Source organism: Klebsiella sp. 141153, assembly GCF_032601995.1.
Classification (GTDB): Bacteria; Pseudomonadota; Gammaproteobacteria; order Enterobacterales; family Enterobacteriaceae; genus Klebsiella; species Klebsiella aerogenes.
This window is the reverse complement of the sequence record NZ_JAQIRJ010000004.1, coordinates 69,292-95,099: the sequence shown is the minus strand read 5'-3', so window position 1 is coordinate 95,099 and position 25,808 is coordinate 69,292. Positions and strand designations below refer to the sequence as shown.

The 25,808-nt window shown below is 56.6% G+C and carries 26 protein-coding genes, 1 pseudogene and 1 other annotated feature; of the genes and pseudogenes, 9 read left to right on the top strand and 18 right to left on the bottom strand.

What is annotated here, in order from left to right; all coding sequences use genetic code 11:
• Positions 1-11 precede the first annotated feature (11 nt).
• From PGS10_RS08990 to ivbL, 6 genes are all read right to left on the bottom strand, one after another.
• Positions 12-1,340: an MFS transporter gene (locus PGS10_RS08990; protein ID WP_045397811.1), complete on the bottom strand. Its 1,329-nt coding sequence runs from the start codon at positions 1,338-1,340 to the stop codon at positions 12-14.
• An 11-nt stretch (positions 1,341-1,351) separates the two neighbouring features.
• Complete coding sequence (gene uhpB, locus PGS10_RS08985; RefSeq protein WP_316422865.1) at positions 1,352-2,833, bottom strand: signal transduction histidine-protein kinase/phosphatase UhpB; 1,482 nt, start codon at positions 2,831-2,833, stop codon at positions 1,352-1,354.
• A gap of 17 nt (positions 2,834-2,850) precedes the next feature.
• Entirely contained in the window at positions 2,851-3,444 is a 594-nt protein-coding gene (gene uhpA / locus PGS10_RS08980) for a transcriptional regulator UhpA (protein WP_047078173.1), read from the bottom strand.
• Positions 3,445-3,594: 150 nt separating this feature from the next.
• On the bottom strand, positions 3,595-3,882 hold the full coding sequence (ilvN, locus tag PGS10_RS08975; RefSeq protein WP_016162014.1) for an acetolactate synthase small subunit: 288 nt from the start codon (positions 3,880-3,882) through the stop codon (positions 3,595-3,597).
• A gap of 3 nt (positions 3,883-3,885) precedes the next feature.
• Positions 3,886-5,574 carry an acetolactate synthase large subunit gene (gene ilvB / locus PGS10_RS08970; protein WP_047044651.1) on the bottom strand — a complete coding sequence of 563 codons (1,689 nt, stop codon included), beginning with the start codon at positions 5,572-5,574 and terminating at the stop codon, positions 3,886-3,888.
• A gap of 104 nt (positions 5,575-5,678) precedes the next feature.
• Entirely contained in the window at positions 5,679-5,774 is a 96-nt protein-coding gene (gene ivbL, locus PGS10_RS08965; RefSeq protein WP_316422746.1) for an ilvB operon leader peptide IvbL, read from the bottom strand.
• A gap of 12 nt (positions 5,775-5,786) precedes the next feature.
• Here ivbL and PGS10_RS08960 point away from each other — a divergent pair.
• From PGS10_RS08960 to emrD, 5 genes and pseudogenes are all read left to right on the top strand, one after another.
• Positions 5,787-5,955: pseudogene (locus PGS10_RS08960) on the top strand (hypothetical protein).
• Positions 5,956-6,325: 370 nt separating this feature from the next.
• Positions 6,326-6,445 carry a type I toxin-antitoxin system toxin TisB gene (gene tisB / locus PGS10_RS08955; protein WP_004145059.1) on the top strand — a complete coding sequence of 40 codons (120 nt, stop codon included), beginning with the start codon at positions 6,326-6,328 and terminating at the stop codon, positions 6,443-6,445.
• A gap of 89 nt (positions 6,446-6,534) precedes the next feature.
• Complete coding sequence (locus PGS10_RS08950) at positions 6,535-6,981, top strand: GNAT family N-acetyltransferase (protein ID WP_045397801.1); 447 nt, start codon at positions 6,535-6,537, stop codon at positions 6,979-6,981.
• 67 nt (positions 6,982-7,048) lie between these two features.
• A complete protein-coding gene (locus PGS10_RS08945; protein WP_063416238.1) occupies positions 7,049-7,882 on the top strand; it encodes a DMT family transporter in 834 nt (277 codons plus the stop codon).
• Between the two features lie 175 nt (positions 7,883-8,057).
• The gene (emrD, locus tag PGS10_RS08940) at positions 8,058-9,242 is read left to right on the top strand and encodes a multidrug efflux MFS transporter EmrD (protein ID WP_047044642.1); all 1,185 of its coding nucleotides are present in this window, start codon (positions 8,058-8,060) and stop codon (positions 9,240-9,242) included.
• A 253-nt stretch (positions 9,243-9,495) separates the two neighbouring features.
• On the opposite strand, the gene dsdC is transcribed toward emrD, so the two are convergent.
• Complete coding sequence (gene dsdC, locus PGS10_RS08935; RefSeq protein ID WP_047065749.1) at positions 9,496-10,419, bottom strand: DNA-binding transcriptional regulator DsdC; 924 nt, start codon at positions 10,417-10,419, stop codon at positions 9,496-9,498.
• 223 nt (positions 10,420-10,642) lie between these two features.
• On the opposite strand from dsdC, the gene dsdX reads away from it, so the two are divergent.
• Positions 10,643-11,980 carry a D-serine transporter DsdX gene (gene dsdX / locus PGS10_RS08930; protein ID WP_316422744.1) on the top strand — a complete coding sequence of 446 codons (1,338 nt, stop codon included), beginning with the start codon at positions 10,643-10,645 and terminating at the stop codon, positions 11,978-11,980.
• Positions 11,981-11,996: 16 nt separating this feature from the next.
• Positions 11,997-13,325, top strand: a complete 1,329-nt coding sequence (dsdA, locus tag PGS10_RS08925) for a D-serine ammonia-lyase (protein ID WP_316422743.1) — start codon at positions 11,997-11,999, stop codon at positions 13,323-13,325.
• Here dsdA and PGS10_RS08920 read toward each other — a convergent pair.
• From PGS10_RS08920 to PGS10_RS08900, 5 genes are all read right to left on the bottom strand, one after another.
• Positions 13,322-13,810: a hypothetical protein gene (locus tag PGS10_RS08920; protein WP_047044633.1), complete on the bottom strand. Its 489-nt coding sequence runs from the start codon at positions 13,808-13,810 to the stop codon at positions 13,322-13,324. The two genes, dsdA and PGS10_RS08920, sit on opposite strands and share 4 nt — an antisense overlap.
• Complete coding sequence (locus PGS10_RS08915) at positions 13,807-14,169, bottom strand: DUF202 domain-containing protein (RefSeq protein ID WP_015369054.1); 363 nt, start codon at positions 14,167-14,169, stop codon at positions 13,807-13,809. Before PGS10_RS08915 ends, PGS10_RS08920 begins: the two co-directional genes overlap by 4 nt.
• Positions 14,159-14,506, bottom strand: a complete 348-nt coding sequence (locus PGS10_RS08910; RefSeq protein WP_015369053.1) for a YidH family protein — start codon at positions 14,504-14,506, stop codon at positions 14,159-14,161. The genes PGS10_RS08915 and PGS10_RS08910 overlap by 11 nt, the downstream gene beginning before the upstream one ends.
• Positions 14,507-14,604: 98 nt before the next feature.
• Positions 14,605-15,927 (bottom strand): 6-phospho-alpha-glucosidase, encoded by a 1,323-nt coding sequence (locus tag PGS10_RS08905; RefSeq protein ID WP_020077628.1) that lies wholly within the window; start codon positions 15,925-15,927, stop codon positions 14,605-14,607.
• Complete coding sequence (locus PGS10_RS08900) at positions 15,924-17,546, bottom strand: alpha-glucoside-specific PTS transporter subunit IIBC (protein WP_316422742.1); 1,623 nt, start codon at positions 17,544-17,546, stop codon at positions 15,924-15,926. Before PGS10_RS08900 ends, PGS10_RS08905 begins: the two co-directional genes overlap by 4 nt.
• 297 nt (positions 17,547-17,843) lie before the next feature.
• Here PGS10_RS08900 and PGS10_RS08895 point away from each other — a divergent pair, with 297 nt between their 5' ends.
• Complete coding sequence (locus PGS10_RS08895; RefSeq protein ID WP_015369049.1) at positions 17,844-18,590, top strand: GntR family transcriptional regulator; 747 nt, start codon at positions 17,844-17,846, stop codon at positions 18,588-18,590.
• On the opposite strand, the gene PGS10_RS08890 is transcribed toward PGS10_RS08895, so the two are convergent.
• From PGS10_RS08890 to ibpA, 4 genes are all read right to left on the bottom strand, one after another.
• The gene (locus tag PGS10_RS08890) at positions 18,558-20,219 is read right to left on the bottom strand and encodes a putative transporter (RefSeq protein ID WP_047078169.1); all 1,662 of its coding nucleotides are present in this window, start codon (positions 20,217-20,219) and stop codon (positions 18,558-18,560) included. The genes PGS10_RS08895 and PGS10_RS08890 overlap by 33 nt on opposite strands.
• A gap of 439 nt (positions 20,220-20,658) precedes the next feature.
• Complete coding sequence (locus PGS10_RS08885) at positions 20,659-21,351, bottom strand: hypothetical protein (protein WP_047044619.1); 693 nt, start codon at positions 21,349-21,351, stop codon at positions 20,659-20,661.
• A gap of 234 nt (positions 21,352-21,585) precedes the next feature.
• Complete coding sequence (gene ibpB / locus PGS10_RS08880; RefSeq protein ID WP_015369047.1) at positions 21,586-22,014, bottom strand: small heat shock chaperone IbpB; 429 nt, start codon at positions 22,012-22,014, stop codon at positions 21,586-21,588.
• Between the two features lie 116 nt (positions 22,015-22,130).
• Positions 22,131-22,544 carry a small heat shock chaperone IbpA gene (gene ibpA, locus PGS10_RS08875; protein WP_015703892.1) on the bottom strand — a complete coding sequence of 138 codons (414 nt, stop codon included), beginning with the start codon at positions 22,542-22,544 and terminating at the stop codon, positions 22,131-22,133.
• Positions 22,538-22,612, bottom strand: a sequence feature (ROSE (Repression Of Heat Shock gene Expression) occurs in the 5'-region of heat shock genes and acts as an RNA thermometer to modulate expression.). It overlaps the preceding gene by 7 nt.
• Positions 22,613-22,845: 233 nt before the next feature.
• Here ibpA and PGS10_RS08870 point away from each other — a divergent pair.
• Complete coding sequence (locus PGS10_RS08870) at positions 22,846-23,175, top strand: YceK/YidQ family lipoprotein (RefSeq protein ID WP_020077625.1); 330 nt, start codon at positions 22,846-22,848, stop codon at positions 23,173-23,175.
• 1 nt (position 23,176) lies between these two features.
• On the opposite strand, the gene PGS10_RS08865 is transcribed toward PGS10_RS08870, so the two are convergent.
• Both PGS10_RS08865 and PGS10_RS08860 read right to left on the bottom strand, forming a co-directional pair.
• Positions 23,177-24,403, bottom strand: coding sequence for a DUF3748 domain-containing protein (locus PGS10_RS08865; protein ID WP_047078167.1), 1,227 nt, complete (start codon positions 24,401-24,403; stop codon positions 23,177-23,179).
• Positions 24,404-24,454: 51 nt separating this feature from the next.
• Complete coding sequence (locus PGS10_RS08860; RefSeq protein ID WP_032706561.1) at positions 24,455-25,792, bottom strand: MFS transporter; 1,338 nt, start codon at positions 25,790-25,792, stop codon at positions 24,455-24,457.
• Positions 25,793-25,808 lie beyond the last annotated feature (16 nt).

The window sequence follows — 25,808 nt, the reverse complement described above, 5'->3', positions numbered from 1 at the left end:
GGTGAGCTACATCACGCTTCGCTGGCGGTACGCGGCGCCTGCGCGTTTAAAAACGGCAGCAGCAGCAGCGCGGAAATGCCGGCGGCAATCGCAATCACCACGAAGAATCCGGTCCAGTGCCAGATATCCATCACCTGCGCCAGCGGCCAGCCGGAAAGCGAGGCGCCAAGATAAGCGAACAGGCCGACAAACCCGGTCGCCGCCCCGGCGGCTTCTTTATGCGAACATTCCGCCGCCGCCATGCCGATCAGCATCTGCGGGCCGAAAACGAAGAACCCGGTGGTGAAGAAGCAGGCCGCCTGCATGACATAGCTGGCGAACGGCATCAGCCACAACCCGCCAACCGACAGCAAAATTCCGGCGGCGAAAATCAGGTTCATCGGCCCGCGATTGCCGTTAAACAGCTTATCCGAGCCCCACCCCGCCACCAGCGCGCCGATAAAACCGCCCAGCTCAAACATGGTGACCGCCGAGTTAGCGGTCACCAGATCGACGCCGAGCGTCTCCGACATATACAGATTGCCCCAGTCGTTAATCGCCGCCCGCACCACGTACACCAGCACATAGCACAGCGACAGCAGCCAGATATAGGGATTGGCCAATACGTAGCGGGTCAGGATCTCTTTGCGCGTCAGCCCAGCGCCTTCCTGCTGCTGGGCGATTTCCAGCGCATCGTGACGCCAGTCGCCTACGGCGGGTAACCCCACCGCCTGCGGGCGATCGCGCAGCCGCCAGCACAGATACAGTCCGGCGAGGATCGCCAGACAGCCGGCAATCGTCATCCCCGCACGCCAGCCGTAATGCAGCGCCGCCGCCCCCACCACCATCGGGATCAGCGCGCCGCCGACGTTATGCGCGGTATTCCACAGCGCCCACCAGCCGCCGCGTTCGGTCCGCGAATACCAGGCCGTCAGCAGCCGGGCGCACACCGGCGATCCCCAGCCCTGGAAGAAGGCATTCAGCGCCCACAGCAGCGCGAAAGCCCACAGCGAGGTGGAAAAACCGAACAGAATATTCACCACCCCGGTGGCAATGAGTCCCAGCCCCATAAAATAGCGGGCGTCGGAGCGGTCGCTGACGATACCGGAGAAAAATTTCGACAGTCCGTAAGTGATGTAAAACAGCGTGGCCAGCAGGCCGATATCGCTGCGGGTCAGCACATTGCTGGCAAGAATTTCAGGTACTGCGGCATTAAAGCTTTTGCGGGTGAAATAAAATAGCGCGTAACCAAGCCAGATAGTGAGCAGAATATGTCGACGCCAGTAACGATAACGCTCGTCCAGCTCGCGTTTATCGCTAATTGGCGCGGCGTCCGGCGGCGCTTTTAAAAAGGCAAACATCGGCGCTCCTTTCAGACGTAACGCAGCGGTAAATTGACGCACACGCGGGTACCGTGTGTACAGGAGATAGTTAACGTACCGCCCAGCGCGGTCACGCGCTCACGCATGCCGGTCAGGCCGAACCCCTGCAGATTCGACCCCGGCGGCAGGCCGCAGCCGTCATCCTCCAGCACCAACATCAATCGCCCATCCTGCTGCCAGCCCTGGAGGGTGACGGCGCTGGCGCTGGCGTGCTTGACGATATTATTCAGTCCCTCCTGGCAAACGCGAAACAGCGTCACGCGCTGGTTTTCGCTAAGCCCCGGCTCGTTAATCCGCCATTCGAGATGGCTGACGATGCCGCGGTCTTCCAGTTCCATTTCGCGCATCAACGAACGTATCGCCTGTTCAAGCGGCAGATCGTCAAGCTGGCGCGGACGCAGACGACCAAGCAGTCTTCGCACAGAGTCGTAAACCCCCAGCGACAGCTGTTCTATCAACTGACCGCTCTGCCGTACGCTACCGTTGTGTGGCGCCAGACGCTGCACGATCCCCGCCTGGGTGCGAATTGCCGTGATAGTCTGGCCAATATCATCGTGGAGCTCGCGCGCCACGTCGCGCCGCACGCTCTCTTCCGTTTCCAGCAGGCGTTCCGCCAGCCGCCGATTACGCGCCAGCTCGTTCTGTAGCGACAGGTTAAGCTCGCGCAATCGCTGGATCCCTGCTCCCAGCAGCAGTCCGGTCAGGCTCTGGGCTAGCAGTGAAAGCAATAAATCAACCGGGTGATCGTGCCAGGTTTGGCTGGCAATCAGCGCAATGGCGTTCATCAGGGTGGCGATCAGCGCCCCTTGCCAGCCGTAGTGCCAGGCGAGAGCGATAATCGGCAGCGCCAGACAAAAAGGGGTAAAGCGGGAGAGTTCGGCGGGCAATCCGAGCTGTAGCCACAGGCTGACGGTAAAGAGCAGCAGGTACCAGATCAGATGTCGGCCACGCCAGTTAACCGGCTGCGACACCAGCGACGGTCCCAGCGGCCGCCAGACGGTGCTGGTAAGATAGTGCCAGATAACCAGGCAGGTCGGCGCCAGCGTCAGGCCGCCGGTCAACGTCAACAACAGCGCGGTCAATCCTTCGCTCCCTTGCGCCAACCACGGCAGCGATTGCAGCAGCGAGGCGGCGATCAGCGCCCCGCCCTGTCGCAACAATGTCAGCCAGTCGCGCTGATGGCGATAGCGTGAAATCAACGCTACCGGCAGCAGGGTCAGCAGACTTCCGGTCATCAATATTATCGGGTGCGCCAGCGCCACTTCCTGCGCCAGCCAGAAGATAAGCAGCCACTCGGCTCCCAGCAGCACCGGCCAGTAGCCACGCGGGCACTGCAGCATCAGCCCTAAACGCAGGCCAAAGGGAAACAGCAGCACCGCCAGGTCCGCGCGTTCCACCAGATGCAGACTGATGCTCCACAGGCAGAACCAGGCGGCTGAGAAGATAAAGGCGCAGCCGATCACCGACAGCAATCGTGAGACGACGGCCTTCATTGCCAGCTATCGAACATGCGGCGCGCCAGCTCAACGTCGTTACTGACGCCCAGTTTTTCCAGCAGGTTGGCGCGGTGAACGTGAACGGTTTTCGGCGATAGGCCAAGCTCGGCGGCGATCTCTTTCACCGCCATGCCCTGCGCCAGCTTTTCCGCCACCTGGCGTTCACGTTTGGTGAGCGGATCCTGGCGCCCTGCAGCCAGCTTCATGGCGATATCCGGCGTGAGATAGCAACCGCCCGCCGCCACCGTGCGGACCGCGGCGATAAGTTCATCCGGACTGCAGCGTTTCGACAGGAAGCCGCGCGCGCCGGCGTTCAGCGCCTGCTCGATCAGCGCTGGGCTATCGTGCACCGACAGCATGATGGTCGCCATCCCCTTAGGCAATTGGCTTAGCAGCTCCAGCCCGGAAATATCCGGCATTGAGATATCGCAGATACAGACCTGTATACCGCGCCCCGGTAGCCCCGCCAGCGCCTCCCGTCCACAGCCGAATTCAGCGACAACCTGAAAATCAGCTTCCAGCCCCAGCAGCTGAGCAAAACCGGAGCGGACAATCAAATGATCGTCAATAAGGGCGATGGTAGTCATGGTGTTTCCTGGTGCCTGAAAGCGCCGGATGGCGGCGTAAACGCCTTATCCGGCCTACGGATTCACTCCCTGTAGGCCGGATAAGCGCAGCGCTATCCGGCAAAGGCGCTTACCTTAGCGGTAAGCGCGTAGCTGTTCAAGCCTTGAGCGTTATTCGAAGAACACCGCAATTTTGTTAAACATGGTGGGATCGGACTGGTTACGCGCCACGTTGGTGACATCTTCCAGCTTTTCAATCTGGCTAATCATCTGCCCCAGCCGCTGGTCATCATTTACCAGCAGCCAGATGCGGCTGTGCTCGCTGCCCTGGATCGGCAAGCAGAGAATGCCTTCAACGTTAAACGCGCGGCGGGCAAATAGCCCGCAGACGTGGGTCATGACGCCAGGGTGGTTGCGGACGGTGAGTTCCAGAATGACGTTATCGTGTTGCTTTTGCATGGCTTATTCCCCCACCATCTCAGTATTGGCCGCACCCGGCGGTACCATCGGATACACTTTCTGCTGCGCGTCGATACGCACGTGGATCAGCGCCGGACCTGGGCGGTCGATAATCGCCTGCAGCGCCGCCTGCGGATCTGCTTCGTTATTTAAATCACAGGTTTGCAGACCAAAACCGGCAGCGATCTGCATAAAGTTAATCATCCCCGGATAGGTCGCGGCGAAGACGCCCTGTTGATAGAACAGGCTCTGCTGCTGATGCACCAGCCCCAGCGCTTCGTTGTTCATCAGGATGATTTTTACATCCAGCTGATTTTCGGCAGCGGTGGCCATCTCCTGAATATTCATCATCAGGCTGCCGTCGCCAGAAAAGCAAATAACCTTACGCTGTGGATTGGCCAGCGCCGCGCCGATGGCCGCCGGCAGGCCGAAGCCCATGGTACCGAGACCGCCGGAAGTCAGCCACTGGCGCGGACGGTTGAGCGGATAGGCCTGCGCCGTCCACATCTGATGCTGGCCAACGTCGGTGGTGATGATCGCCTCATCATCAACGCAGGCGGCCACGGCGTTAATCAGGCCGTAATGGGAGAGCGGATCGCTTTCCTGCGGGATGGCGCAGGGGAATTCTCTTTGTAAATCAGCCACCAGCTGGCGCCACTCATCACGCGGCTGCGCTTCAATCTGCGGAATAAGCTGGGCTAAGACCTCCGCCACATCGCCCTGAATCGCTACGTGCGGTTGCTTAATTTTGCCCAGCTCCGAGCGGTCGATATCGACGTGAATAATCTTCGCGTTCGGGCAGAACTGCTCGGTCTTGCCAATCGCCCGGTCATCAAAACGTGCACCTAAAACAATCAGTAAATCAGCCTCTTGCAGAATAAAGTTAGTGCTGCGCGCGCCGTGCATCCCCAGCATGCCCAGCGACAACGGATGTGCCTTCGGCAGCATACCCAGCGCCATTAAGGTCATGGTGGTCGGCAGGTTGGCTTTTTCCGCCAGTTCCCGAATCGGCTGCGGCGCGTTAATCACGCCGCCGCCCAGATACAGTACCGGGCGTTTCGCCGCGTTGATCATTGCCGCCGCTTCACGCACGCTTTCAGGCGCGAATGCCGGGGCCGGGGCGCGCTCGCCTGGCTCAGGCAGCGTTTCCAGTTCAATCGTCGCCGACTGTACGTCCTTAGGAATATCTATCCACACCGGCCCGGGGCGCCCGGACTGGGCAATACGGAAGGCGTCGCTCATCACCTGCGGCAGCTCGGCGATGTCGCGCACCAGGTAGTTATGCTTGGTGATGGGGATAGAAATGCCGTAGGTATCGACTTCCTGGAAGGCATCGGTGCCAATCATTGAGGCCGGAACCTGGCCGGTGATGCAGACCAGCGGAATAGAATCGAGGCGGGCATCGGCGATGGCGGTAATCAGGTTGGTGGCGCCCGGGCCGCTACAGGCCATGCAGACCGCGGGTTTACCTTCGGTACGCGCCATCCCCTGAGCGATAAAACCCGCCCCCTGCTCGTGGCGCGCCAGAATGTGGCGGATCTGCGTGCTTTGGCTCAAGGCATCGTAGATGGGCAGGATGGAGCCGCCCGGAATGCCGCTGACCATAGTGATACCCTGGCGTTCCAGTAAATGAACAACCAGCTGCGCGCCGGTAAAGCGCATTGTGTTTGATGTGGTGCCCGAACTTGCCATGCTCCAGTCCTTTTATTCTGGGCCGACTTTACCGGGGGGCTCGCCAACAAAAAACCCCGCTCGGTTTGCGCCGGCGGGGTTTGGAATTCGTGTTGTTCCGGACCCTACGGCGCATTGCCGACGACGACCACCACAGACACGACGACCACCGCGGCAGGCGCGGTTTTTAGTAGGGTCGAAATCATCATGGCAGCGTTCATTAGGGACCTGTTGTGTCAAAAAATAAGCTGAATTTATACAAACACAGGTTTTGCGTTTTCACAATGGATTTATTTTCATCCACGAGAATTTGCGCGAAAGATCACAATTCGCGACATCAGCGGCAGAAAACAAAAAACCCCGCCGGAGCGAGGTTTTTATCAGCATTTTTACGGGTGGTAGCCGCAAGCACACTGTATTACGTCAACGACAAAAGTATACGCGATCGCTGCAATTCGCGCAATTTAAGGTCGAAATTTCTCTGTCATAGAGTATGGATGGCGGATGCGAATTTGTCCAAAAAATACTGTTCATACATACAGTATTTATCTATACTGGATGTGTTCACTTTGTGCCATTCGGGGGCCGCAAGTTTGACCGGCGCAACGAAGTCCTGGCTGAAACGGGTGGTGCCGTCAGTGCCTTAACCCCGAGAGAGCACACTGTGTTACGTCAACAATGCGTCGTGTCCGGCCCGTGCGGCCATCACTGCGCAACCCCTGTGAGAACAGGGATAAGCTGGCAACAGGCAGCGGAAAGGTACGTCAGCTTATTGTGCTCCTTAACCACAGGAGACGCGCGTATGGGCGGAATGGATATTATTATTTTAATCCTGAAACTCATGGTTGCTGTGTTGCAACTACTTGATGCAGTCCTGAAACAGTTCCGCTGATTCAGGTTCAAGTCGCACCTGAGGGGGGTGGGCAACCGCCCCCCTGCAGGCGCCCTGCGGGCGTTCCGGGATGACTTGATGGAGGAACCATGCCACCGCTATTAATTGCCGCAACGACGCCGGATGATCCGGGGTTCGTCGCGCTACGCGCCGAAAGCCTTGAACAGCACTTCAATATGCTGCGTCGGCTGGCGGAAAACTGGCAAAGCGGCAAAAACCGCTTTAACGCCCCTGGTGAAAAGCTGCTGGGCGCGTTCGTCCGTGGCCAGTTAGTTGGGGTCTGCGGTCTGAACGTCGACCCCTTCAGCCAGCAGCCGCGGGCCGGGCGCATTCGCCATCTCTATATTCGCGATAGCCATCGCCGCCAGGGAATTGGCCAGCAGCTGCTGGTCTCGGTCATCACGCATTCCGGCGCCTGGTTCGATTTCCTTAATACCCATGCCCCGGCGCAGGCCTGGCCCTTTTATGAACGCTTTGGTTTCCGCCCGGTATACGATGAGCCTCGGGTTACGCATCGCCTGTTCTGCTCGCTGTAAGCGCGGCTGGTTGGCGCAGCGGGCGCGTGTTACAGTCCGCTGACCTTAACTGCTGAATTTGCCTGCGATGACCATCACCGTATTCTGCATTTTGCTGTTCGCCGCACTGCTGCACGCCAGCTGGAACGCTATCGTCAAAGCCAGCGGCGATAAAATGTACGCTGCGATAAGCGTCAGCGGGTCGGCCTCGCTGATCGCCCTGGTGATGCTCCCCTTCGCGCCACAGCCGACGCTGGCCAGCGCCCCCTATCTGGTGGCGTCATGTGTATTACAGGTGGTGTATACGGTACTGGTGGCGAAGACCTATCAGGTGTCGGATATGAGCCAGACCTATCCGCTAATGCGCGGCACCGCGCCGCTGCTGGTCGCGGCTATCAGCGTGATATTTCTCGGCGATCGCTTATCGCCGCTGGCCTGGTTGGGTATTGGCGTCATCTGTCTGGCGATTCTGGCAATGGCCTTCAACGGCCGCGTCAGTTCCCGCAAAGGCATCATGCTGGCGCTGATCAACGCCTGTTTTATCGCGGGCTATACGCTGGTGGATGGCACCGGGGTTCGGCTGGCGGGTTCGGCGCTCGGCTATACCCTGTGGACCTTTTTTATGAACGGTTGCTGCCTGCTGTGCTGGGCGATGGCGGCACGGCGGCGCGAAGCCAGCCGTTATTTACGCCAGCACTGGAAAAAGGGCATCCTCGGCGGCGTCGGCACCATGGGATCCTACGGCCTGGCGCTATGGGCGATGACTCAGGCGCCGCTGGCGGTGGTCGCCGCGCTGCGTGAAACCTCCATTCTGTTCGGCGCGCTGATCGCATTTATCGTCCTGAAGGAACAAGTGGTAGCGCTGCGCATCGTTGCCGCCTGTGGTATTGCCGCTGGAGCAATCCTGCTGCGTCTCTCATAGATTAAAATGGCAACATTAGTTGCCGATCCTGTTTACAAAACCTGCCTGAATTTTCCCCAACAATCGGTGCTATGTAGTTGTTCTGTCATTTTATTGTGGTAGATTCCTCCATCGTTTAAGGGGTGTGCCAGTCACATATTCTTCATTTCTCATTGCTCACGAAGTATTCATCGACATGAAACGGCATAAGAACTTCAATTTGTTGTTGATGCTGGTACTGCTGGTGGCCGTTGGCCAGATGGCGCAGACCATTTATATTCCGGCTATCGCCGACATGGCGGTATCGCTTAACGTCCGTGAAGGGGCGGTACAAAGCGTAATGGCGGCCTACCTCCTGACGTACGGCATTTCGCAGCTGTTCTACGGCCCGCTCTCTGACCGCGTAGGCCGCCGCCCGGTGATCCTCGTCGGGATGTCTATTTTTATGCTGGCGACGCTGGTTGCCATCACCACCCATAGCCTGCCGGTGTTGATCGCCGCCAGCGCCATGCAGGGGATGGGCACCGGCGTCGGCGGCGTCATGGCGCGCACCCTGCCGCGAGACCTGTATGAAGGCGCGCAGCTACGTCACGCCAACAGTTTGTTAAATATGGGGATACTGGTCAGCCCGCTGATTGCGCCGCTGCTCGGCGGCATCCTCGATACCCTGTGGAACTGGCGCGCCTGCTACGCCTTCTTACTGGTGCTGTGCGCGGGCGTGACCTTCAGCATGGCGAAATGGATGCCGGAAACGCGGCCACAAGGCGCGCCGCGGACGAAACTACTGGCCAGTTACAAAACGCTGTTCGGTACCGGCGCCTTTAACTGTTACCTGTTGATGCTGGTGGGCGGGCTGGCCGGGATTGCGGTGTTCGAAGCCTGTTCCGGCGTGCTGATGGGCGCGGTGCTCGGCCTGAGCAGTATGGCGGTCAGTATTCTGTTTATTCTGCCGATCCCGGCGGCGTTCTTCGGCGCGTGGTTCGCTGGCCGTCCGAATAAACGCTTCTCAACGTTGATGTGGCAGTCGGTTATCTGCTGCCTGCTGGCGGGAGTTATGATGTGGTTGCCGGGGCTGTTCGGCGTTATGACCGTCTGGACATTATTGGTGCCTGCGGCGCTGTTCTTCTTCGGCGCGGGTATGTTGTTCCCGCTGGCTACCAGCGGCGCGATGGAGCCATTTCCGTTCCTCGCCGGTACCGCTGGCGCGCTGGTTGGCGGCTTGCAGAATATCGGCTCCGGCGTGCTGGCCTGGCTGTCGGCGATGATGCCGCAAACGGGGCAAAGCAGCCTCGGCCTGCTAATGATGTTAATGGGGCTGTTGATTCTGCTGTGCTGGCTGCCGCTGGCCTCGCGCTTTACCAGCCACCAGCAGCCGGTATAAGCGCCGCTGGCGCTCCCCGGATAGCGGCTTACGCCTTATCCGGGCTACCGTTCTGATGAAGGCCCCCGGCGGTGGGTTCCGTAGAACCGTAGCCCTGCTAAGCGTAGCGCAAGCAGGGAAATCCCCCGGATAGCGGCTTACGCCTTATCCGGGCTACCGTTCTGATGAAGGCCCCCGGCAGTGGGTTGCGCAGAACCGTAGCCCTGCTAAGCGTAGCGCAAGCAGGGAAATCCCCCGGATAGCGGCTTTTACCCTATGTCAGGCTGTGCAGCCATTCGATAAAGGCGTCGATTTTCGGCCACTGACGGCCCGGCAGGGTCGTCACATAGTAGTGCTGGTGACACTTCAGCGTCATGTCGCCGAACGGCGCGATAAGCTCCCCGCTCTCTAACCGCTTCTGCACCAACCGCTTACGCCCCATCGCTACCCCGACGTCATTCATCGCCGCAATCACCGCTAAATCAGAACGATCGAAGCCGATACCCGACGATTGCGGCAATTCAATTGCAAATTGCTGCGCCCAGCTGAACCACTCATCGGTGCCGGAATCATTGCTCCATGCCTGGCGGTCATGGAGTAACGTGCAGTAGCGCAGATTGCCTGGATTGTGGATTAACTGCTGCTGTTGCGCGTATTTCGGCGTACATACCGGCACGATCGCTTCATCCATCAGAAAATGATGGCTGAGCTGTGTTGACGGCGCGTCATCAAAATAGATTGCCAGATCGATACCCGCGCGCTGTAGATTGACGTTATCGTTGCCGGTGAGCACAGTCAGCGAGATGGACGGATAGCGGCGAGTGAAATCGCCCAGCGCCGGTACCAGCCAGCACTGCGCGATCGACGGGCGCGAGTACACCGTCAGCGTGCCGGAGAGCTCCTGATTTTTAATATCCAGAATCTCCTGGTTAAGGCTATCCAGCGAGGATTTCAACGCCCAGAATACCCGCCGCCCCTCGCGGGTCAGCTCCACCTTGCGGTGAGAACGTATAAATAGCTGAATACCCAGTTCTTCTTCCAGCTGGTTGATGCGATGGCTAACTGCGCTCGGCGTCAGCGACAGCTCTTCCGCCGCCAGTGCAAAGGACTCATGGCGAGCCGCGACTTCAAAGGTGTACAGCTTTGACAACTGCCAGCCGTTCAGCAGCCGATTGCCTATCTCTTTCATCACATCCATCACAATTCCTCGCCTTTTCTTTGCCGGTAAGTGTAAAAAAAACGCAGCCGGAGCGCGCCTGAAAGATGAATAAAAGTGACCCAATACACATTTAACGGGCTATTTAAGAACCAAATCACGCTTTTGCATCAATTTGGATCACCTGAAAGGCGATTTTTATCGTTTGTCAGCCTATGTCGCTTTTCTGTTCAATAACCACACGTTATTTACGGCGAGGTGGGGTATGGAATCTCAAATCTGGGTGGTAGGCACGCTATTTATCAGTATCGTGTTAATCGTTTTAACGATCGTCAAACTGAAGTTTCATCCGTTTCTGGCGCTCCTGCTGGCGAGCTTTTTCGTCGGCGCGATGATGGGCATGGGGCCGCTGGATATGGTCAACGCCATTGAGAGCGGTATTGGCGGTACGCTTGGCTTCCTGGCGGCGGTGATCGGTCTCGGTACCATCCTCGGGAAGATGATGGAAGTCTCCGGCGCGGCGGAACGCATCGGCCTGGCGCTACAGCGCTGTCGCTGGTTGTCGGCGGACGTAATTATGGTGCTGGTTGGCCTGATCTGCGGTATTACGCTGTTTGTTGAAGTCGGCGTGGTGCTGCTAATCCCGCTGGCGTTCTCCATTGCCAAAAAAACCAATACCTCGCTGCTGAAGCTGGCCATCCCCCTGTGTACCGCGCTGATGGCGGTGCATTGCGTGGTGCCGCCGCATCCGGCCGCGCTGTTCGTGGCGAATAAACTCGGCGCAGATATCGGTACGGTCATCGTCTATGGCCTGCTGGTGGGCCTGATTGCCTCGCTGGTTGGCGGCCCATTGTTCCTCAAGCTGCTCGGCAACCGCCTGCCGTTTAAACCGGTGCCGACCGAGTTTTCTAACCTTGAAGTACGCGAAGAATCGACGCTGCCCTCGCTCGGCGCTACGCTATTTACCGTGCTGCTACCGATTGGGCTGATGCTGGTGAAAACCGTCGCTGAATTGAACATGGCTAAAGGCGGCACGCTGTATATGTTGCTGGAATTTATCGGCAACCCGATCACCGCGATGTTTATTGCCGTTTTTGTCGCTTATTACATTCTCGGTATTCGTCGCCAGATGGGGATGGGCATCCTGCTAACTCATACTGAAAACGGCTTCGGATCGATTGCTAATATTCTGCTGATTATTGGCGCGGGCGGCGCGTTCAACGCGATTTTGAAATCCAGCGGCCTGGCCGATAGCCTGGCGGTGATCCTCTCGAATCTGCATATGCATCCGATTCTGCTGGCCTGGCTGGTGGCGCTGATCCTTCACGCCGCCGTCGGTTCCGCTACCGTGGCCATGATGGGCGCCACCGCTATCGTCGCCCCGATGCTGCCGCTGTATCCCGGCGTAAGTCCGGAGATCATCGCTATTGCCATCGGTTCCGGCGCCATTGGCTGCACGATCGTAACGGATTCCCTGTTCTGGCTGGTGAAACAATACTGTGGCGCAAGCCTCAGCGAAACGTTCAAGTATTATACGACGGCGACATTTATCGCTTCTTTACTTGCACTCGCCGCCACCTTCCTGCTTTCTTTCATCATCTAAGCGAACGAGACGTAATATGAAAAACGCTGACCTGACCCAATTAACCGCGACCTTCCCGCTTGTGCAGGAGCTGATCGCGCTGAAAGAAACCACCTGGTTTAACCCGGCGACGACGACGCTGGCGCAAGGTTTGCCCTATGTCGGCCTGACCGCCGCAGATGTAAAAGACGCTCACGAACGCCTGCAGCGCTTCGCGCCGTATCTGGCGGAAGCCTTTCCGGAAACGGCCGCCACCGGCGGGATTATCGAATCAGAAGTGGTTGCCATTCCGGCAATGAAACGCCGCCTCGAGCAACAATTCAATCAGCCGATTAATGGCGATCTGTTACTGAAAAAAGATAGCCACCTGCCGATTTCGGGTTCCATTAAGGCGCGCGGCGGCATTTATGAAGTGCTGACCCATGCGGAAAAGCTGGCGCTGGAAGCCGGGCTGCTCACCATCGCAGATGATTATCGCAAATTGCTGACGCCGGAATTCAAACAGTTCTTCAGCCAGTACAGCATCGCCGTCGGTTCTACCGGCAACCTCGGTATGTCGATCGGCATCATGAGCGCGCGCATCGGTTTTAAGGTCACGGTGCATATGTCGGCGGATGCCCGCGCATGGAAAAAGGCCAAACTGCGCAGCCACGGCGTAACGGTCGTTGAGTATGAAGAAGATTACGGCGTGGCGGTCGAACAGGGGCGCAAGGCGGCGGAATCCGACCCGAACTGTTTCTTCATCGACGATGAAAACTCGCGCACGCTGTTCCTCGGCTATGCCGTGGCCGGCGAACGCCTGAAAGCGCAGTTTGCCCAAGCAGGACGCGTGGTCGATGCCGATCACCCGCTGTTCGTCTATCTGCCATGCGGCGTTGGCGGCGGCCCCGGGGGCGTCGCATTCGGCATGAAACTGGCGTTTGGCGACCACGTTCACTGTCTGTTCGCCGAACCGACCCATTCGCCCTGTATGCTGCTCGGCATTTACACCGGGCTCCATGACCAGATTGCGGTGCAGGATTTAGGGATTGATAACCTGACCGCCGCCGATGGTCTGGCGGTCGGCCGCGCTTCCGGCTTCGTTGGCCGGGCGATGGAGCGCCTGCTCGACGGCCTGTATACCCTTGACGATCAAACGATGTACGACATGCTGGGCTGGCTGGCAACGGCGGAAAACATTCGCCTTGAGCCGTCCGCGCTGGCCGGGATGGCAGGGCCGCAGCGCGTCTGCGCCAGTAAAGCGTACCATCAGCTACAAGGACTGAGCGACGAACAGCTACGTCAGGCCACCCACCTGGTATGGGCGACCGGCGGCGGTATGGTGCCGGAAGAAGAGATGGCGCAGTATCTGGCGAAGGGACGTTAAATCGCTCGCAGCAGCGGCATCAGTTCGCCCGGTGACCGCTGCTGTTTACGCAGATCGCGCATAACCCGCATACAGGGGGCGCTGGCGACATAGAACTGGCGGTAGCCTTCACAGAGCGGGTCGTCGTCGCCCGCGCACAGCCTCCGCCATGCACAGACAAAACAGGCGCTATTGGCGGCCACCTGCCGCTGTTCGCGCAGCGGTTCGCCGCACCAGATACGCAGGGTTTCCTCAAACAACGTAATCGTTATGCGGCCAATATCTTCCCGCGCCCAGATATGGAAAATGGCGCAAAGGAAGTTTCCCCATGCATTGGCATCTTCCGCTCTGAGCTGCGGAATAAAACGAACGGCGCGCACGCCCTGCGCGCGTAGCTCCCGATATAGCTGCTGCGGTTGCTGGCAATGGTGGCGATAAACTTTCACCTCCTGTACTGCCGGTTCGTTGTGAGCGAGGGAGTGGCATTCTGTCCGACATCCTGTCATGTCACATCCTTAAGAAATAAAATGATCTGCCGTAGATGCGTTACAGCAAACAATAATGACAGCGAAAGCACTGCGAGGGAGATCAAAAATTTGTCACGAACTGCTCCCGGCTGCAAAAAATCGCTCTCGGCAACATCCATTAAATGGCGGCTGCGGGTGTAGCGCCAGAGAACGATCGCCACCACAGCCAGTACGCCAATCGATATCCAGAACGCCAGCCCGGCGCTATGCCAGTTGTGCTTAATCGCCAGCGCCATCAGCGCCCCGTAGCCAAGCAGAGTACGGAACCACGCCAGCGAGGTGCGCTCCGGCTGTAAACCGGGATCGTTCTCCCGCCGCGCCCGGCGTTTATCCGCCATACAGCACCAGCAGCATCACCGCCGCCACGACCGCCAGCAGCAGGACGCTAATAACCAGCAGCGTACGGGTATAGGGGAGATCCTGCTTCAGGCGCATCGCCTTTTCGTTACTCAACCAGCGCAGATAGCCATACACCGCCAGCCCGCCGGCAAACAGGCACAGCAGCAGCGCCAGCACTTCGCGAATAAGCGGAGTGGCAAAATCCGGCGCCAGCTGATCGAGCCCGACGCCCGCGGCGAGAAAGCCGAGCGCCGTACGGATCCACGCCAGAAAGGTGCGTTCATTGGCCAGCGAAAAGCGGTAATCCGGCGCTTCGCCAATGCGGGAAATTTTCATCAGCAGTCCTTGTTCGTCACGCAAGCAGGCCACAGCATAGCCTAAATCACGAACAGGAGAGAAGAACCGGCACCCGATGAATGCCGGTAAAGCGAGGGTTAATGCAGCTCAGGCCAGTACGCTTTATTGGCGGCAATCAGGTCATCGAGGATCGCTTTCGCCACCGAGGCGCTCGGTACGGTTTTCGATAGCGTAATCGCCTGCCACAGCTTGTGATATGAACGCTGCTCCCACGCATCCACCACCAGTTTTTCCACCGCCACCTGCTGGCTCATCATCCCTTTCTGGAAATGCGGAATATCGCCCACCGTCAACGGCTCCGGTCCGTTATGACCGACCAGACAAGGGATCTCTACCATCGCGTCGGCATCAAAGTTATGGATTGCGCCATTGTTCGGCACAATCAACAACATTCTTTCCTGAGTGTTAAAGGCGATAGCCGTCGCTAAATCGACGATATACGACGCGTGTTCGTCGATCTCCAGATCGCCCGCGGAAGATTTACCGGCGGCAATAATCGCCCGGCAGGCGCTAAAGACGTTTTTCTCCCGATGATCCATTACCTCATTCGCGCGGGTACGTTCCGGGTTGGAGTGCGCGACCACGTAATCCGGGAACAGATAATATTTCAGGTAAGTGTTTGGCATCGTTTGCGGATCCAGCGCCTGTACATCTTTCGCTTTGGCAAACGTATCGTTCCAGCTGGCTTCGGTGTGCGGGTCATTTGATGGCGGTACATAGCCGTATTTCGCCACATACTCGCGCAGTTTCGGCATCAAATCGTTGCCGTCGAGATCTTCAATCGAGGTCCACCAGCCGAAGTGATTAAGGCCGTAGTAACGCACGCGCATCTGTTTGCGGTCTTTCAGCCCGACGATTTGCGCCATCCGCCCTTCAATGCCGATCGGCATATCGCAAATATTGAGAATTTTAGCATTAGGCCGCAGGCGACGGGTGGCTTCAGCCACTATCGCCGCCGGGTTGGAGTAGTTGAGCATCCAGGCGTTTGGCGAATATTTCTCCATATAATCCACCAACTCCAGCACGCCGCCGATAGAGCGCATACCATAGGCAATCCCGCCCGGTCCGCAGGTTTCCTGACCCAACACGCCGTGGCGCAGCGGTATTTTTTCATCTTGCTCGCGCATCGGGTATTTGCCGACGCGGATGTGCGCCATCACGAAGTCGACATCGCTAAAGGCGGCCTGCGGGTCGGTGGTGTAGCTGAACTCAATCTCTGGCGCCTGTTCTTTGAGGATAATTTTACAGGCTTCGGCGATAGTCTCCTGACGCGCGCCGTCGTTGTCATAAAATTTTAGCGCCCGCAGCGGGAAACGATCGCGGTTTGCCAACAGCATTAAAACGATGCCAGGGGTAAAGGTGCTGCCGCCGCCTGCGATAACAACTGAGAATTTTTTCATGATACTGCCTCCGTCATGGTGGTGTGTTCGGTCGATAAAGAATCTTTCATTAAGGTTTCCAGCTGGTCGCGAACCTGCGGGACATGCAGACCAACAATGACCTGAATGCCGTTGCCGCGGCGGACCACGCCGTGAGCGCCGAGCGCTTTAAACACCTCGTCGCTTTGCGTTTTCGCCATATCCACCAGCGCGATACGCAGTCGGGTGGCGCAGTTATTGATGCTTTCAATATTGCCGGCCCCGCCCAGCGCCTGCAGGAAGCCGGCGGCCTGGCCCAGCTTGTTTTCCGCAGCTGCCGCCACGCTGGTTTTACCGCGCGCCTCCTGATAATCCGCTTTGCTGTAAAGCTTGATTTCACTGTCTTCGCGACCCGGCGTTTTCAGGTTCAGGCGTAGGATCAGGGTGCGGAAGATGACGAAGTAGATGCCGGTAAAGCAGAGGCCGATGCCTATCTGGATAAACATCATCGACGCGTGGTGATGGAACATCGGGATCCAGTTTTGCGGCAGGAACTGATCGAGCAGGCCGCCGCCGAAGTTCCCCACGACGCCGCAGATATACATCACCGTCGCCATGGTGGCCGCCAGCAGCGCATGCACGGCAAATAGCAGCGGCGAGATAAACAAGAAGGTAAACTCGAGTGGCTCGGTAATGCCCACCAGCACCGCGGTCAGGGTGGCGGGGATCAGCAAACCGGCGACCTTCACCCGGTTTTGCGGCGCGGCGGTGAAGTAAAGCGCCAGCGCAATACCCACCGAACCAAAGACTTTCGAATTGCCATGCAGCGCAAAACCGCCCTCAGGGAACAGCGCTTTCAACGGTTCAACGCTCTGGCTAAATTCCTGCAGATGCTGCGCCCAGTAGACCTGGATGCCGCCTTCCACTACCGCCGGACCAAAGATAAATGGCCCATAGACAAAGTGATGAAGGCCGGTCGGGATCAAAATGCGCTCAAGAAAGATGTAAACCCACACCCCGAGCGCGCCGGCTGAGCGCAGGAAAGCCTGTAGCGACTCAATCCCCATCTGTACCTTCGGCCAGCCGAGCAGCGTAAGCCAGGCACAAGGGATCATCGCGAGAAAAGCAATTATCACCACGAACGACGATCCCTGAAAAATACCGAGGAACACCGGCAGCGGTTTATCGAAGTAACGATTGTGCAGCGCGGTGACGATGCCGGAGATCACAATGGCCCCGATAATGCTGGTATCCAGGGTTTTAATCCCGGCAATCATCGTCAGGCCGCTTCCCGCCGTGGGATCCAGGGTGAAATCAACGCCGAAGAAGTGGCCCCAGGTCATCCCCATGGCGTTGATGAAGTAGTTCCAGGTAAGAAAACTGACCAGTACCGCCAGGCAGGCCCGGCCCTGGGCCTGCTTCGCCAGGCCAATCGGCAGGCCGACGGCGAAAATCAGCGGCATATTACGAAAGACGGTCCAGCCGCCCTCTTCAATGATGTGAACAATTTGCGCGAACAGGCTATCGGGTGCGGTGAGCGCTTCGCCGACAAACATCGGATTACGCAGCATAATGGCGATACCCACCACAATCCCGGCGAATGGGAACAGCAAAACCGGGGTAAACATGGCGCCGCCAAAGCGTTGTATTTGACTGAGCATTTGAAAATCCTCATGTAACAACTCGTAGGGTAAGTGGCCTTTTTTTGTTCTTTACCGGCCTGCTTCGAGCATAGGAATTCGCCCCGTCGGCAACATGCTGCGCCGCTGCGATTCGTGATCGCATTCATGGTTTTAATTCGGTCAATGTTGTCTACTTTTTGCGTAAAACATAGACACGATGAATTGAGGTGACGAAATCAATGTCACTTATAGTTATTAATTTATTGTTTTTTATAATTTTATAATTCACGTCAGCTGGCTATCGCTGATTCATCAATGACGAATAGAGGTCTACTGGTGATCTACAAATCTATTGCTGACAAACTGCGTTTACGGCTCAACTCTTCCGATTTCAACATTGGCAGCCCGTTACCGGGCGAGAAAAAACTGGCGCAGGAGTTCGGCGTGGCGCGCATGACGATTCGCAAAGCCATTGATCTGCTGGTGGAAAGTGGATTAGTGGTGCGCCGCCACGGCTCCGGCACCTATGTCGCGCGCAAAGATGTACACCATGAGACCAGCAACCTGACCGGGCTGGCGGAAGTTCTGCGCCAGCAGGGTAAAGAAGTGGTGAGTCAGGTGTTGATATTCGAAGTGATGCCCGCGCCGCCGGCTATCGCCAGTCAGCTGCGAATTAAAATTGATGAACGGATCTATTTCTCACGCCGGGTGCGCTACGTCGATGGTAAACCGCTAATGCTGGAGGACAGTTATATGCCGGTTAAACTGTTCCGCCATCTGTCGTTGGGTCATCTGGAGGGGTCGAAGTTCGACTATATCGAGAAAGAGTGCGGTATCACCATCAGCGGCAACTATGAAACCCTCACCCCGGTACTGGCGGATAAACAGCTGGCACGCTCAATGAACGTGCCGGAGCAGACGCCGCTGCTGCGCATTACCTCGCTTTCCTACAGCGATAGCGGCGAGTTTCTTAACTATTCCGTGATGTTCCGCAACGCCAGCGAGTATCAGGTGGATTACCACCTGCGCCGGGTCCAGGCACAGAGCCCGCTAACTCAGCCCCCAGAACAGCACGGCCAGTAGTTGAGGGGTGATTATCCGCAGGAACATCACCAGCGGATAAACCGTGGCGTAGGAGAGCGCCGCCGCGCCGCTGGTGGCGTGCAGGTTGTTGGCGAAGGCCAGCGCCGGCGGGTCGGTCATTGAGCCAGCCAGCATGCCGCAGAGGGTCAGATAGTTCATCTTCGCCAGCATCCGCGCCAGTATGCCCACCGTCAGCAGCGGGATAGCGGTGATGAAAATACCGTAGGCTATCCAGCTGAGCCCCTCGCCGTGGAGCAGGGTATCGACAAAATCGCCGCCGGATTTCAGCCCCACCACCGCCAGAAACAGCACGATACCGAGTTCGCGCAGCGCCAGGTTGGCGCTCGGCGGCATAAACCAGTACAGCTTACCGATGCTGCCGATACGCCCGAGGATGAGCGCCATAATCAGCGGCCCGCCGGCTAGCCCCAGTTTCAACGCCGCCGGGAAACCGGGAATAAACAGCGGAATAGACCCCAGCAGCACCCCGAGACCAATGCCGATAAACACCGGTAGCATCTGCACCTGCTGCAGCTTTTGCTGCGCGTTGCCGAGTTCATTGGCCACCGCGTCAATGGCCTGAGGCCGCCCAACCAGGTTAAGAATGTCGCCAAACTGCAGGCTGGCATGGCTGCTGGCCACCAGCTCCACCCCGGCGCGATTAAGCCGCGAGATCACGACGTCATAGCGTTGTTTAAAGTGCAGATCGCGGATTTTCCTCCCTAATACCTTCTCGTTAGTGACCACCACGCGTTCCACTTTGAGATCGGTACCGCGCGTTGAGAGCGAAGTCGCCACTTCTTTACCAATCACCAACTGCGCGTTATGTAAATCTTCCGGCCGCCCGACCAGGTGCAGCAGGTCGCCATGCTGGATAAGCGTAGCCGGCGCCGGCACCATCAATAGCTCATCGCGCTTCAACCGCGAGCAGATTATTTTGTCGCTGTTGAGCATTGGCACGTCCTGAATCGCCATATTATTCAGGTTCGGGTTCTCCACCCGCACGTTAATGGTATGCAGATGAGCATGGCCGTTACCGCTGCTCTCATCAAACTGCTGCGCCTCTTTTTCCACATTGATGCGAAAGAACAGCCGCACCAGCCACATGGTCAGCAAAATGCCGCAGATACCAAACGGGTAGGCCATCGCGTAACTCATCCCCATCTGATCGACGACATCAAACGGCAGGCCAAGATCGCGCAGGATTTGCTGCCCGGCGCCAAGCGCGGGGGTGTTAGTGACCGCCCCAGAGAAGATGCCGAGAACGACCGGAAGCGGAATATTGAACAGTTTATGCAGGATCGCAGTCACCAGTCCGCCAAGTACGACGATAAGGATCGCGAACAGATTGAGCTTAAGGCCGGAGACGCGTAACGAGGCAAAAAAGCCCGGACCGACCTGAATACCGATGGTATAAACGAAGAGAATAAGGCCAAATTCCTGGATAAAATGCAGCATCGGGCTGCTCAGCGTAATCCCTGCCTGATCCACGAAATGACCCACGATAATGCCGCCAAACAGCACGCCGCCGATACCAAAGCCAACGCCGCGGATTTTGACATTGCCGATCCACAATCCCACCACCGCAACCAGCGCCAACACGCTGACGGTCAATGCTATATCACTCATACTATTTTCCCTGTGAATAACATTATCATTAACAGGGATTATGACTGCTGCCAGGTGGGTTGTATGCCGCATGGCGCACAATAATTGCGGAGTAGCTCCGCTACTCGGGAGCATTTTTCTTTTTTGCAGCACTTTTTACTCGACAGGCGCAGTAGGGACGCCGCTGCAAGGTGCGCTTTGCGTAGAAGACTCGAGGGGCCTGCGGATTTTGAATCGATCGTTATTGAAGCTCCTCATCATTAAAATACATCCTACTTAACATAGCGGGCAAAGACATAAATAATAAAAATAACAAATACCCCCACAGGCCAAACAGGACCTTCAGGGAAAAATCTGAAAAACACAACGGCGAATATAACAACCAACAAAGCTGGAACATAAGCTGATATTAACGTTTTAAAAAACCGTTTCAAAAGTGACTTCACAAACCCCATATCATCTACCTAATCATTCGTTTAATAATATCAGCAATATCATCATCAGAGATTTGATGCACTCTAAATGCACCGGCCTTTTCAAATATAGATGAGACAAGGAAATACATCATTTCCAGCCCCTTTGAATATAATGCAAAATAATACCATGGATGAAGCGAGCGCAGTTGATTAGCACTCTCAGCAGCTTTTTGTACAATGCCATATACTCCAGCAATCCCAACAGCTATACCAGCAGCCCGACCGGTTAATGCACTCATGCTAAAGCTTACATTTGTACTTACTGCGACAGCCGATGCCACCCCCAGAGAAAAGCCCTGTTGTGTCAAGGTGCTTGCTGCTATGTGAATATTTACAGTCATGAGGATTTTTTTTATTTTTTCTAATTGCTGTGTCGTTTTGGACTTAAAAATCTCATCAAAATAAACCTTAACCATTTCAAAAACCACACTATCCCCTTCAATAACACGACCAAGACCTATTGTAAATCTTATATCCTCTTGCTTTTGTTGCTTGCAGACATCCTGATATTCACTGGTAAAGCATGAGGAATAATACAACGCTCTTTTAGCTCCTGAACCTATCATTTCAATCTGATTTGACACCCCCACTCTGACACTGGACAGAGCCCTATCAAATTTCAAAGCTAAGATTCTATTATTTTTAAAATATCCCTGAACTTCATTCCGGTAGTACATATCGCTCCTTGCTTCATTTATCATAATAGCTGTTAACAGCATCACTGGAACGGGTGGCCGCTCCCCTCACTTCAAGTGACTGCCGTTCATTCATAACATATCCCTTGTTTTAGTAAGCTTATATGGCAAGCATTCGTTTTTAAACTGAAACATCTGTTGCAGCAAGGTGATTTAATGCGCTTTCACGCACAAAAAAGCCCCGAGTTATCGGGGCTTGAAAGCGATGTTGCTTAATTAACTATTCAGCGCCGGGCGCTCGCTAATGGCGATACGCTGCGGGGCGGCGACTTCCGGCTCGTGGCGGGTTAAGTCGATATGTAACAAGCCGTTGGTGAAGGTGGCGCCAGAGACTTCCATATTATCCGCGAGGGTGAAACTCAGGCTAAAGGCCTGATTCACCAGCCCCTGATGCAGCCATTTGGTCTCTTTTTCAGCCGCCTGCGGCGTGCCTTTAACGGTCAGACGCGTACCTTCCAGCTGAATATCCAAATCTTCCTGACGGAACCCGGCTACCGCGAGGGTAATGCGGTAATGGTTATCGTCGCTTTTTTCGATGTTATAGGGCGGGAAGGTTTGGCTTTCACCGGCGGTTTGCAGGGCGTTAGCCAGTTTGTCAAAACCGATCCATTGACGCAGCAGTGGGGATAAATCGTAGTTACGCATAGTGTTTTCTCCTTCTGAGAAGCGAGTTGGTACCTGCGAATTAAGCGAATTCGCATCTGCTCCCTGACGGCGAGCAAGTTGTTTATTCAGGCCGCCGCGCGGCTTGAAGCGGGCAATTAGTTAATTTCGATACGGCGCGGTTTGTTCGCTTCCGGAATCACGCGTTCCAGATCGATATACAACAGGCCGTTGACCAGGTTAGCGCCGCGAATATGAATGTTATCGGCGAGCTGGAATTTACGCTCGAAGTTGCGCTCCGCGATCCCCTGGTACAGGTAGGTGCGCTCTTTCTGCTCGGCGGCATGGGAGCCTTTCACCACCAGAAGATTGTCTTGCGCGGTTATCTCTAATTCGCTTTCCGCAAAACCGGCGACGGCAATCGCGATGCGGTAATTGTTTTCATCTACTAATTCAACGTTATACGGAGGGTAGCCGCCGTTGCCCTGGCTTTGATTATTTTCTAACAGGTTGAACAGACGGTCGAAACCAATAGCAGAACGATAAAGCGGGGAGAGATCGAAATTACGCATAGTAAATAGCTCCTGAAATCAGCGAGAATTCAATGGCTTTCCATCATGGACAAGCCGTTATGACCCGGAATACCCCTCAGGCGTATCCTCATTGGGCGACACTACTAAAATGGGTGTGCCCCGACGCTTTTCAAGGCCTTTTCGGCCAAATTTTTTTGCAGTTTGCTGGCGAATGCTTAGACTGGTTGCAAAGCACAAAAGGCAAAGTGCGATACTCGCCACAGTGCAGTGCAATAACGCTAGGCATTCACGGGACGGCTCGTTATAACCGAAGTAACCCCGATAAAATGACGGAAGAGTGATGAAAAGCGGATTGTTAAAGCTGGTCCTGTTCAGCGGGATGATTAGTGTGGGCGGTTGCTCCAGCGTAATGTCGCATACCGGCGGCAAGGAAGGAACCTACCCAGGCACGCGCTCCAGCGCCCATACGCTGGGCGACGACGACACCAACTGGGGCGTGAAATCGCTGGTGGCCCTCGATATGCCGTTCACCGCGGTCATGGACACGCTACTGCTGCCGTGGGATATGTTCCGCACCGACAGCTCGGTAAAATCGCGCGTCGAGAAAAGCGAGCAGGAGACGCTGGCGACCAACTCCGTTATCCCGCCAGCGCCAATGCCTTCGCGCTAAGCTAGCGCTGCGTTTCGGTTATCCACAACTGGCGATAACCGTCGACGTCTTCCATCCACGCCAGGTATTTGCCATCCGGCGAAAATACGACGGCATCCGCGGACGGCGGATTTTCGCGATCGGTCGTCAAATAACTTACCGCGCCGCTGCGGGCATCGCAGAGCGCGATTTTGTTTTCCACCACGCATCCCAGCCACGCGCCCGATGGATGCCAGTTAAACGCCGACTGAATCCCCGTAGCAGTATGTGTCAGCTGGCGCGGCTCGCCGCCCGCAGGCGGGATAAGCCACAGCTGTACAATGCCTGCATCATCACGCATCAGAAAGGCAATCTCGGTGGCCTGCGGATTGGCGCGTACCCAATGGCGCGGCACATTCACCAGCCCCGGATAGCGGCGCTGGTGGGTAAAGGTCAAACGACGCTGGCTGACGCCTGCCGGCGGCGCGGGCATCGTCGTTGCACTTCCGGCCAGCGGCGCATCGCCCTGCCGCTTCCACCCTGCCTCATCCCGGGGCAGCGTCACAATAAACAGTTCAGGCACTTTGTCGCCGTTTTCCGCCAGCGTATCGCCGATAAAGGCTAGTGCATGATTGCCGACCCACCCCTCTTCATAAGCGCGATTGATCTCATCGCTGCCGGGTCCTGGGTTCGCCGTGGTACGGCTTACCAGCACGCACCAGTGGCTGCCGGCATATTCGCGGGGATGGGCGCCCTGCGGGCTCACCGGGCCATAGGGCGCGGCTACGCCAACGTTGCGCAGATCCAGCGCCGGATCGTATTCGTGAAGTACGTGGTCGTTATAGGTGAAGCTAACGAACTGGCCGTCAGGGCTGAAGACATGAACATGGCTGCCGCCGCGCAGCGCGCCGGGAGTATAAGGCGCGGTAATATCCAGCGCATCCAGATTGCGGGTTTCGCCCTGCCAGTTAACCACCCCGCGACGGTGATGAAAATCGTAATGCCAGTTGGCGTCCGGGTGTTCCGGACCGTGAATAAAAACGTATTTATCTTGCGTCGGGTGCACGGTGACCACGCCAACGCAGGCGCCGTCAGCGGCGCGATACAGCGTTTCAACGGCGCCGCTATGGATATTCACCCGTTCAATGGTCTCGCCGGTGAAAGAGGCCCCCGACGGGCGCACGTCGAAAACCAGCCACTGGCTGTCCGGGGTCCAGGTATTGATATTGGTAAGCTGATGGTGACGGGGAGCAAAAGTGACTTGTTTCATGACGATACCCTGATGCGAGACTTACGCATCAGGGTAGCGTATCGCCAAAATTTAGCCTACACGTTTCACATCGCCGACCAGCAGGATATAAGACAGCGCGCCTATCAGCGCCACCACGGAGATATAAACCAGCGCCGGGCCAAAGCCGTAATCCTGCGCCAGATAGCCAATCACCAGCGGGACGGTGATGCCGCCCAGCCCGCCAACAAAGTTAAAGACCCCACCAGTCAGGCCGATCAGGCGCATCGGCGCCAGGGAGGAGACCAGCGACCAGGTGATAGATGCAAAACCGTTGCCGAAGAATGCCAGCGCCATCAACGCCATGATCCAAACGGGGTCGTTGGTATAGTTCGCCCCCATGATGCAGGTGGAGATCAGCAGCCCGCAGATAATCGGCGTTTTGCGCGCCACGCCCAGCGAGTAGCCTTTTTTCACCAGCTTATCCGCCAGCCAGCCGGAGAGCAGGACGCCAAAAAACGCGGCGAGGAAGGGCACCGTGGTCATAAAGCCGGCCTTCAGCGCGGTAATGCCTTTTTCCTGGGTTAAGTAGTTCGGGAACCAGGTCAGGAAGAACCACAGCGTCGAGGTAACCGCGAACTGCCCAAGGTAAACGCCAACCAGCTTACGGTGAAAGACCAGCTTCCAGTCCGCTTTCGATAACGGTTGCCGCGCCTCTTTCTTCAGCGGCGCATCGCCATCCACCAGGCCGCCGCCGTCGCGGATATAGTCGAGTTCGGCTTTGCTGATGCTTTTAGTCAGGCGCGGTGGTTGATAAACCTTAAACCAGATTAACGACCAGATAATGCCGATACCGCCGGTAACGATAAATACCCAATGCCAGCTTAATAGCTCCTGGATCCAGATCAGTAGCGGCGTGAGGAAGGCCAGGCCCACAAATTGCCCCGAGGTATAAAACCCGACGGCGGAGGCGCGTTCGTGCTCCGGGAACCAACTGGTCACCATGCGGTTATTGGTCGGGAAGGCTGGCGCTTCGAAGATGCCGGTAATGGCGCGTAAACCAATCAGCGACATTAAGCCGGTGGCGAAACCTTGTAGCAACGTCGCCACCGACCAGCCAAATATAGCGATAAAGTAGGTGAGTCTGGATCCCACGCGGTCAAGGAACCAACCGCCAGGGATCTGACAGAGGGTATACAGCCAGGCAAAGGCGGAAAATACGTAGCCCATTTCCGCTTTGCTAATACCAAACTCCTCCTGAATATGCGCCGAGGCGACGGCGAGGTTGGCGCGGTCAACATAACAAATAACCACGGTAATAAAGATCATGATGAGCGTCAGATAACGGCGACGCCCGGTTTTTACAGCGGTAACTGAAATATCCATCGCAATCTGTCTCCAGATTTTGGGCATAGCGAAGCCGCTCACCATGCCCGGTAATTTACAG

Coding starts and splice junctions, on each gene's coding strand:
- PGS10_RS08990 (WP_045397811.1), bottom strand. CDS start 1,340: ATGTTTGCCTTTTTAAAAGCGCCGCCGGACGCCGCGCCAATTAGCGAT.
- PGS10_RS08870 (WP_020077625.1), top strand. CDS start 22,846: ATGAAAAGCGGATTGTTAAAGCTGGTCCTGTTCAGCGGGATGATTAGT.
- PGS10_RS08910 (WP_015369053.1), bottom strand. CDS start 14,506: ATGAAAATTTCCCGCATTGGCGAAGCGCCGGATTACCGCTTTTCGCTG.
- uhpA (WP_047078173.1), bottom strand. CDS start 3,444: ATGACTACCATCGCCCTTATTGACGATCATTTGATTGTCCGCTCCGGT.
- PGS10_RS08890 (WP_047078169.1), bottom strand. CDS start 20,219: ATGAGTGATATAGCATTGACCGTCAGCGTGTTGGCGCTGGTTGCGGTG.
- ilvB (WP_047044651.1), bottom strand. CDS start 5,574: ATGGCAAGTTCGGGCACCACATCAAACACAATGCGCTTTACCGGCGCG.
- PGS10_RS08900 (WP_316422742.1), bottom strand. CDS start 17,546: ATGCTCAGTCAAATACAACGCTTTGGCGGCGCCATGTTTACCCCGGTT.
- PGS10_RS08945 (WP_063416238.1), top strand. CDS start 7,049: ATGACCATCACCGTATTCTGCATTTTGCTGTTCGCCGCACTGCTGCAC.
- PGS10_RS08860 (WP_032706561.1), bottom strand. CDS start 25,792: ATGGTGAGCGGCTTCGCTATGCCCAAAATCTGGAGACAGATTGCGATG.
- ibpA (WP_015703892.1), bottom strand. CDS start 22,544: ATGCGTAATTTCGATCTCTCCCCGCTTTATCGTTCTGCTATTGGTTTC.
- dsdA (WP_316422743.1), top strand. CDS start 11,997: ATGAAAAACGCTGACCTGACCCAATTAACCGCGACCTTCCCGCTTGTG.
- PGS10_RS08915 (WP_015369054.1), bottom strand. CDS start 14,169: ATGGCGGATAAACGCCGGGCGCGGCGGGAGAACGATCCCGGTTTACAG.
- PGS10_RS08865 (WP_047078167.1), bottom strand. CDS start 24,403: ATGAAACAAGTCACTTTTGCTCCCCGTCACCATCAGCTTACCAATATC.
- dsdX (WP_316422744.1), top strand. CDS start 10,643: ATGGAATCTCAAATCTGGGTGGTAGGCACGCTATTTATCAGTATCGTG.
- dsdC (WP_047065749.1), bottom strand. CDS start 10,419: ATGGATGTGATGAAAGAGATAGGCAATCGGCTGCTGAACGGCTGGCAG.
- PGS10_RS08950 (WP_045397801.1), top strand. CDS start 6,535: ATGCCACCGCTATTAATTGCCGCAACGACGCCGGATGATCCGGGGTTC.
- PGS10_RS08885 (WP_047044619.1), bottom strand. CDS start 21,351: ATGTACTACCGGAATGAAGTTCAGGGATATTTTAAAAATAATAGAATC.
- ilvN (WP_016162014.1), bottom strand. CDS start 3,882: ATGCAAAAGCAACACGATAACGTCATTCTGGAACTCACCGTCCGCAAC.
- ivbL (WP_316422746.1), bottom strand. CDS start 5,774: ATGAACGCTGCCATGATGATTTCGACCCTACTAAAAACCGCGCCTGCC.
- emrD (WP_047044642.1), top strand. CDS start 8,058: ATGAAACGGCATAAGAACTTCAATTTGTTGTTGATGCTGGTACTGCTG.
- PGS10_RS08920 (WP_047044633.1), bottom strand. CDS start 13,810: ATGACAGGATGTCGGACAGAATGCCACTCCCTCGCTCACAACGAACCG.
- ibpB (WP_015369047.1), bottom strand. CDS start 22,014: ATGCGTAACTACGATTTATCCCCACTGCTGCGTCAATGGATCGGTTTT.
- PGS10_RS08905 (WP_020077628.1), bottom strand. CDS start 15,927: ATGAAAAAATTCTCAGTTGTTATCGCAGGCGGCGGCAGCACCTTTACC.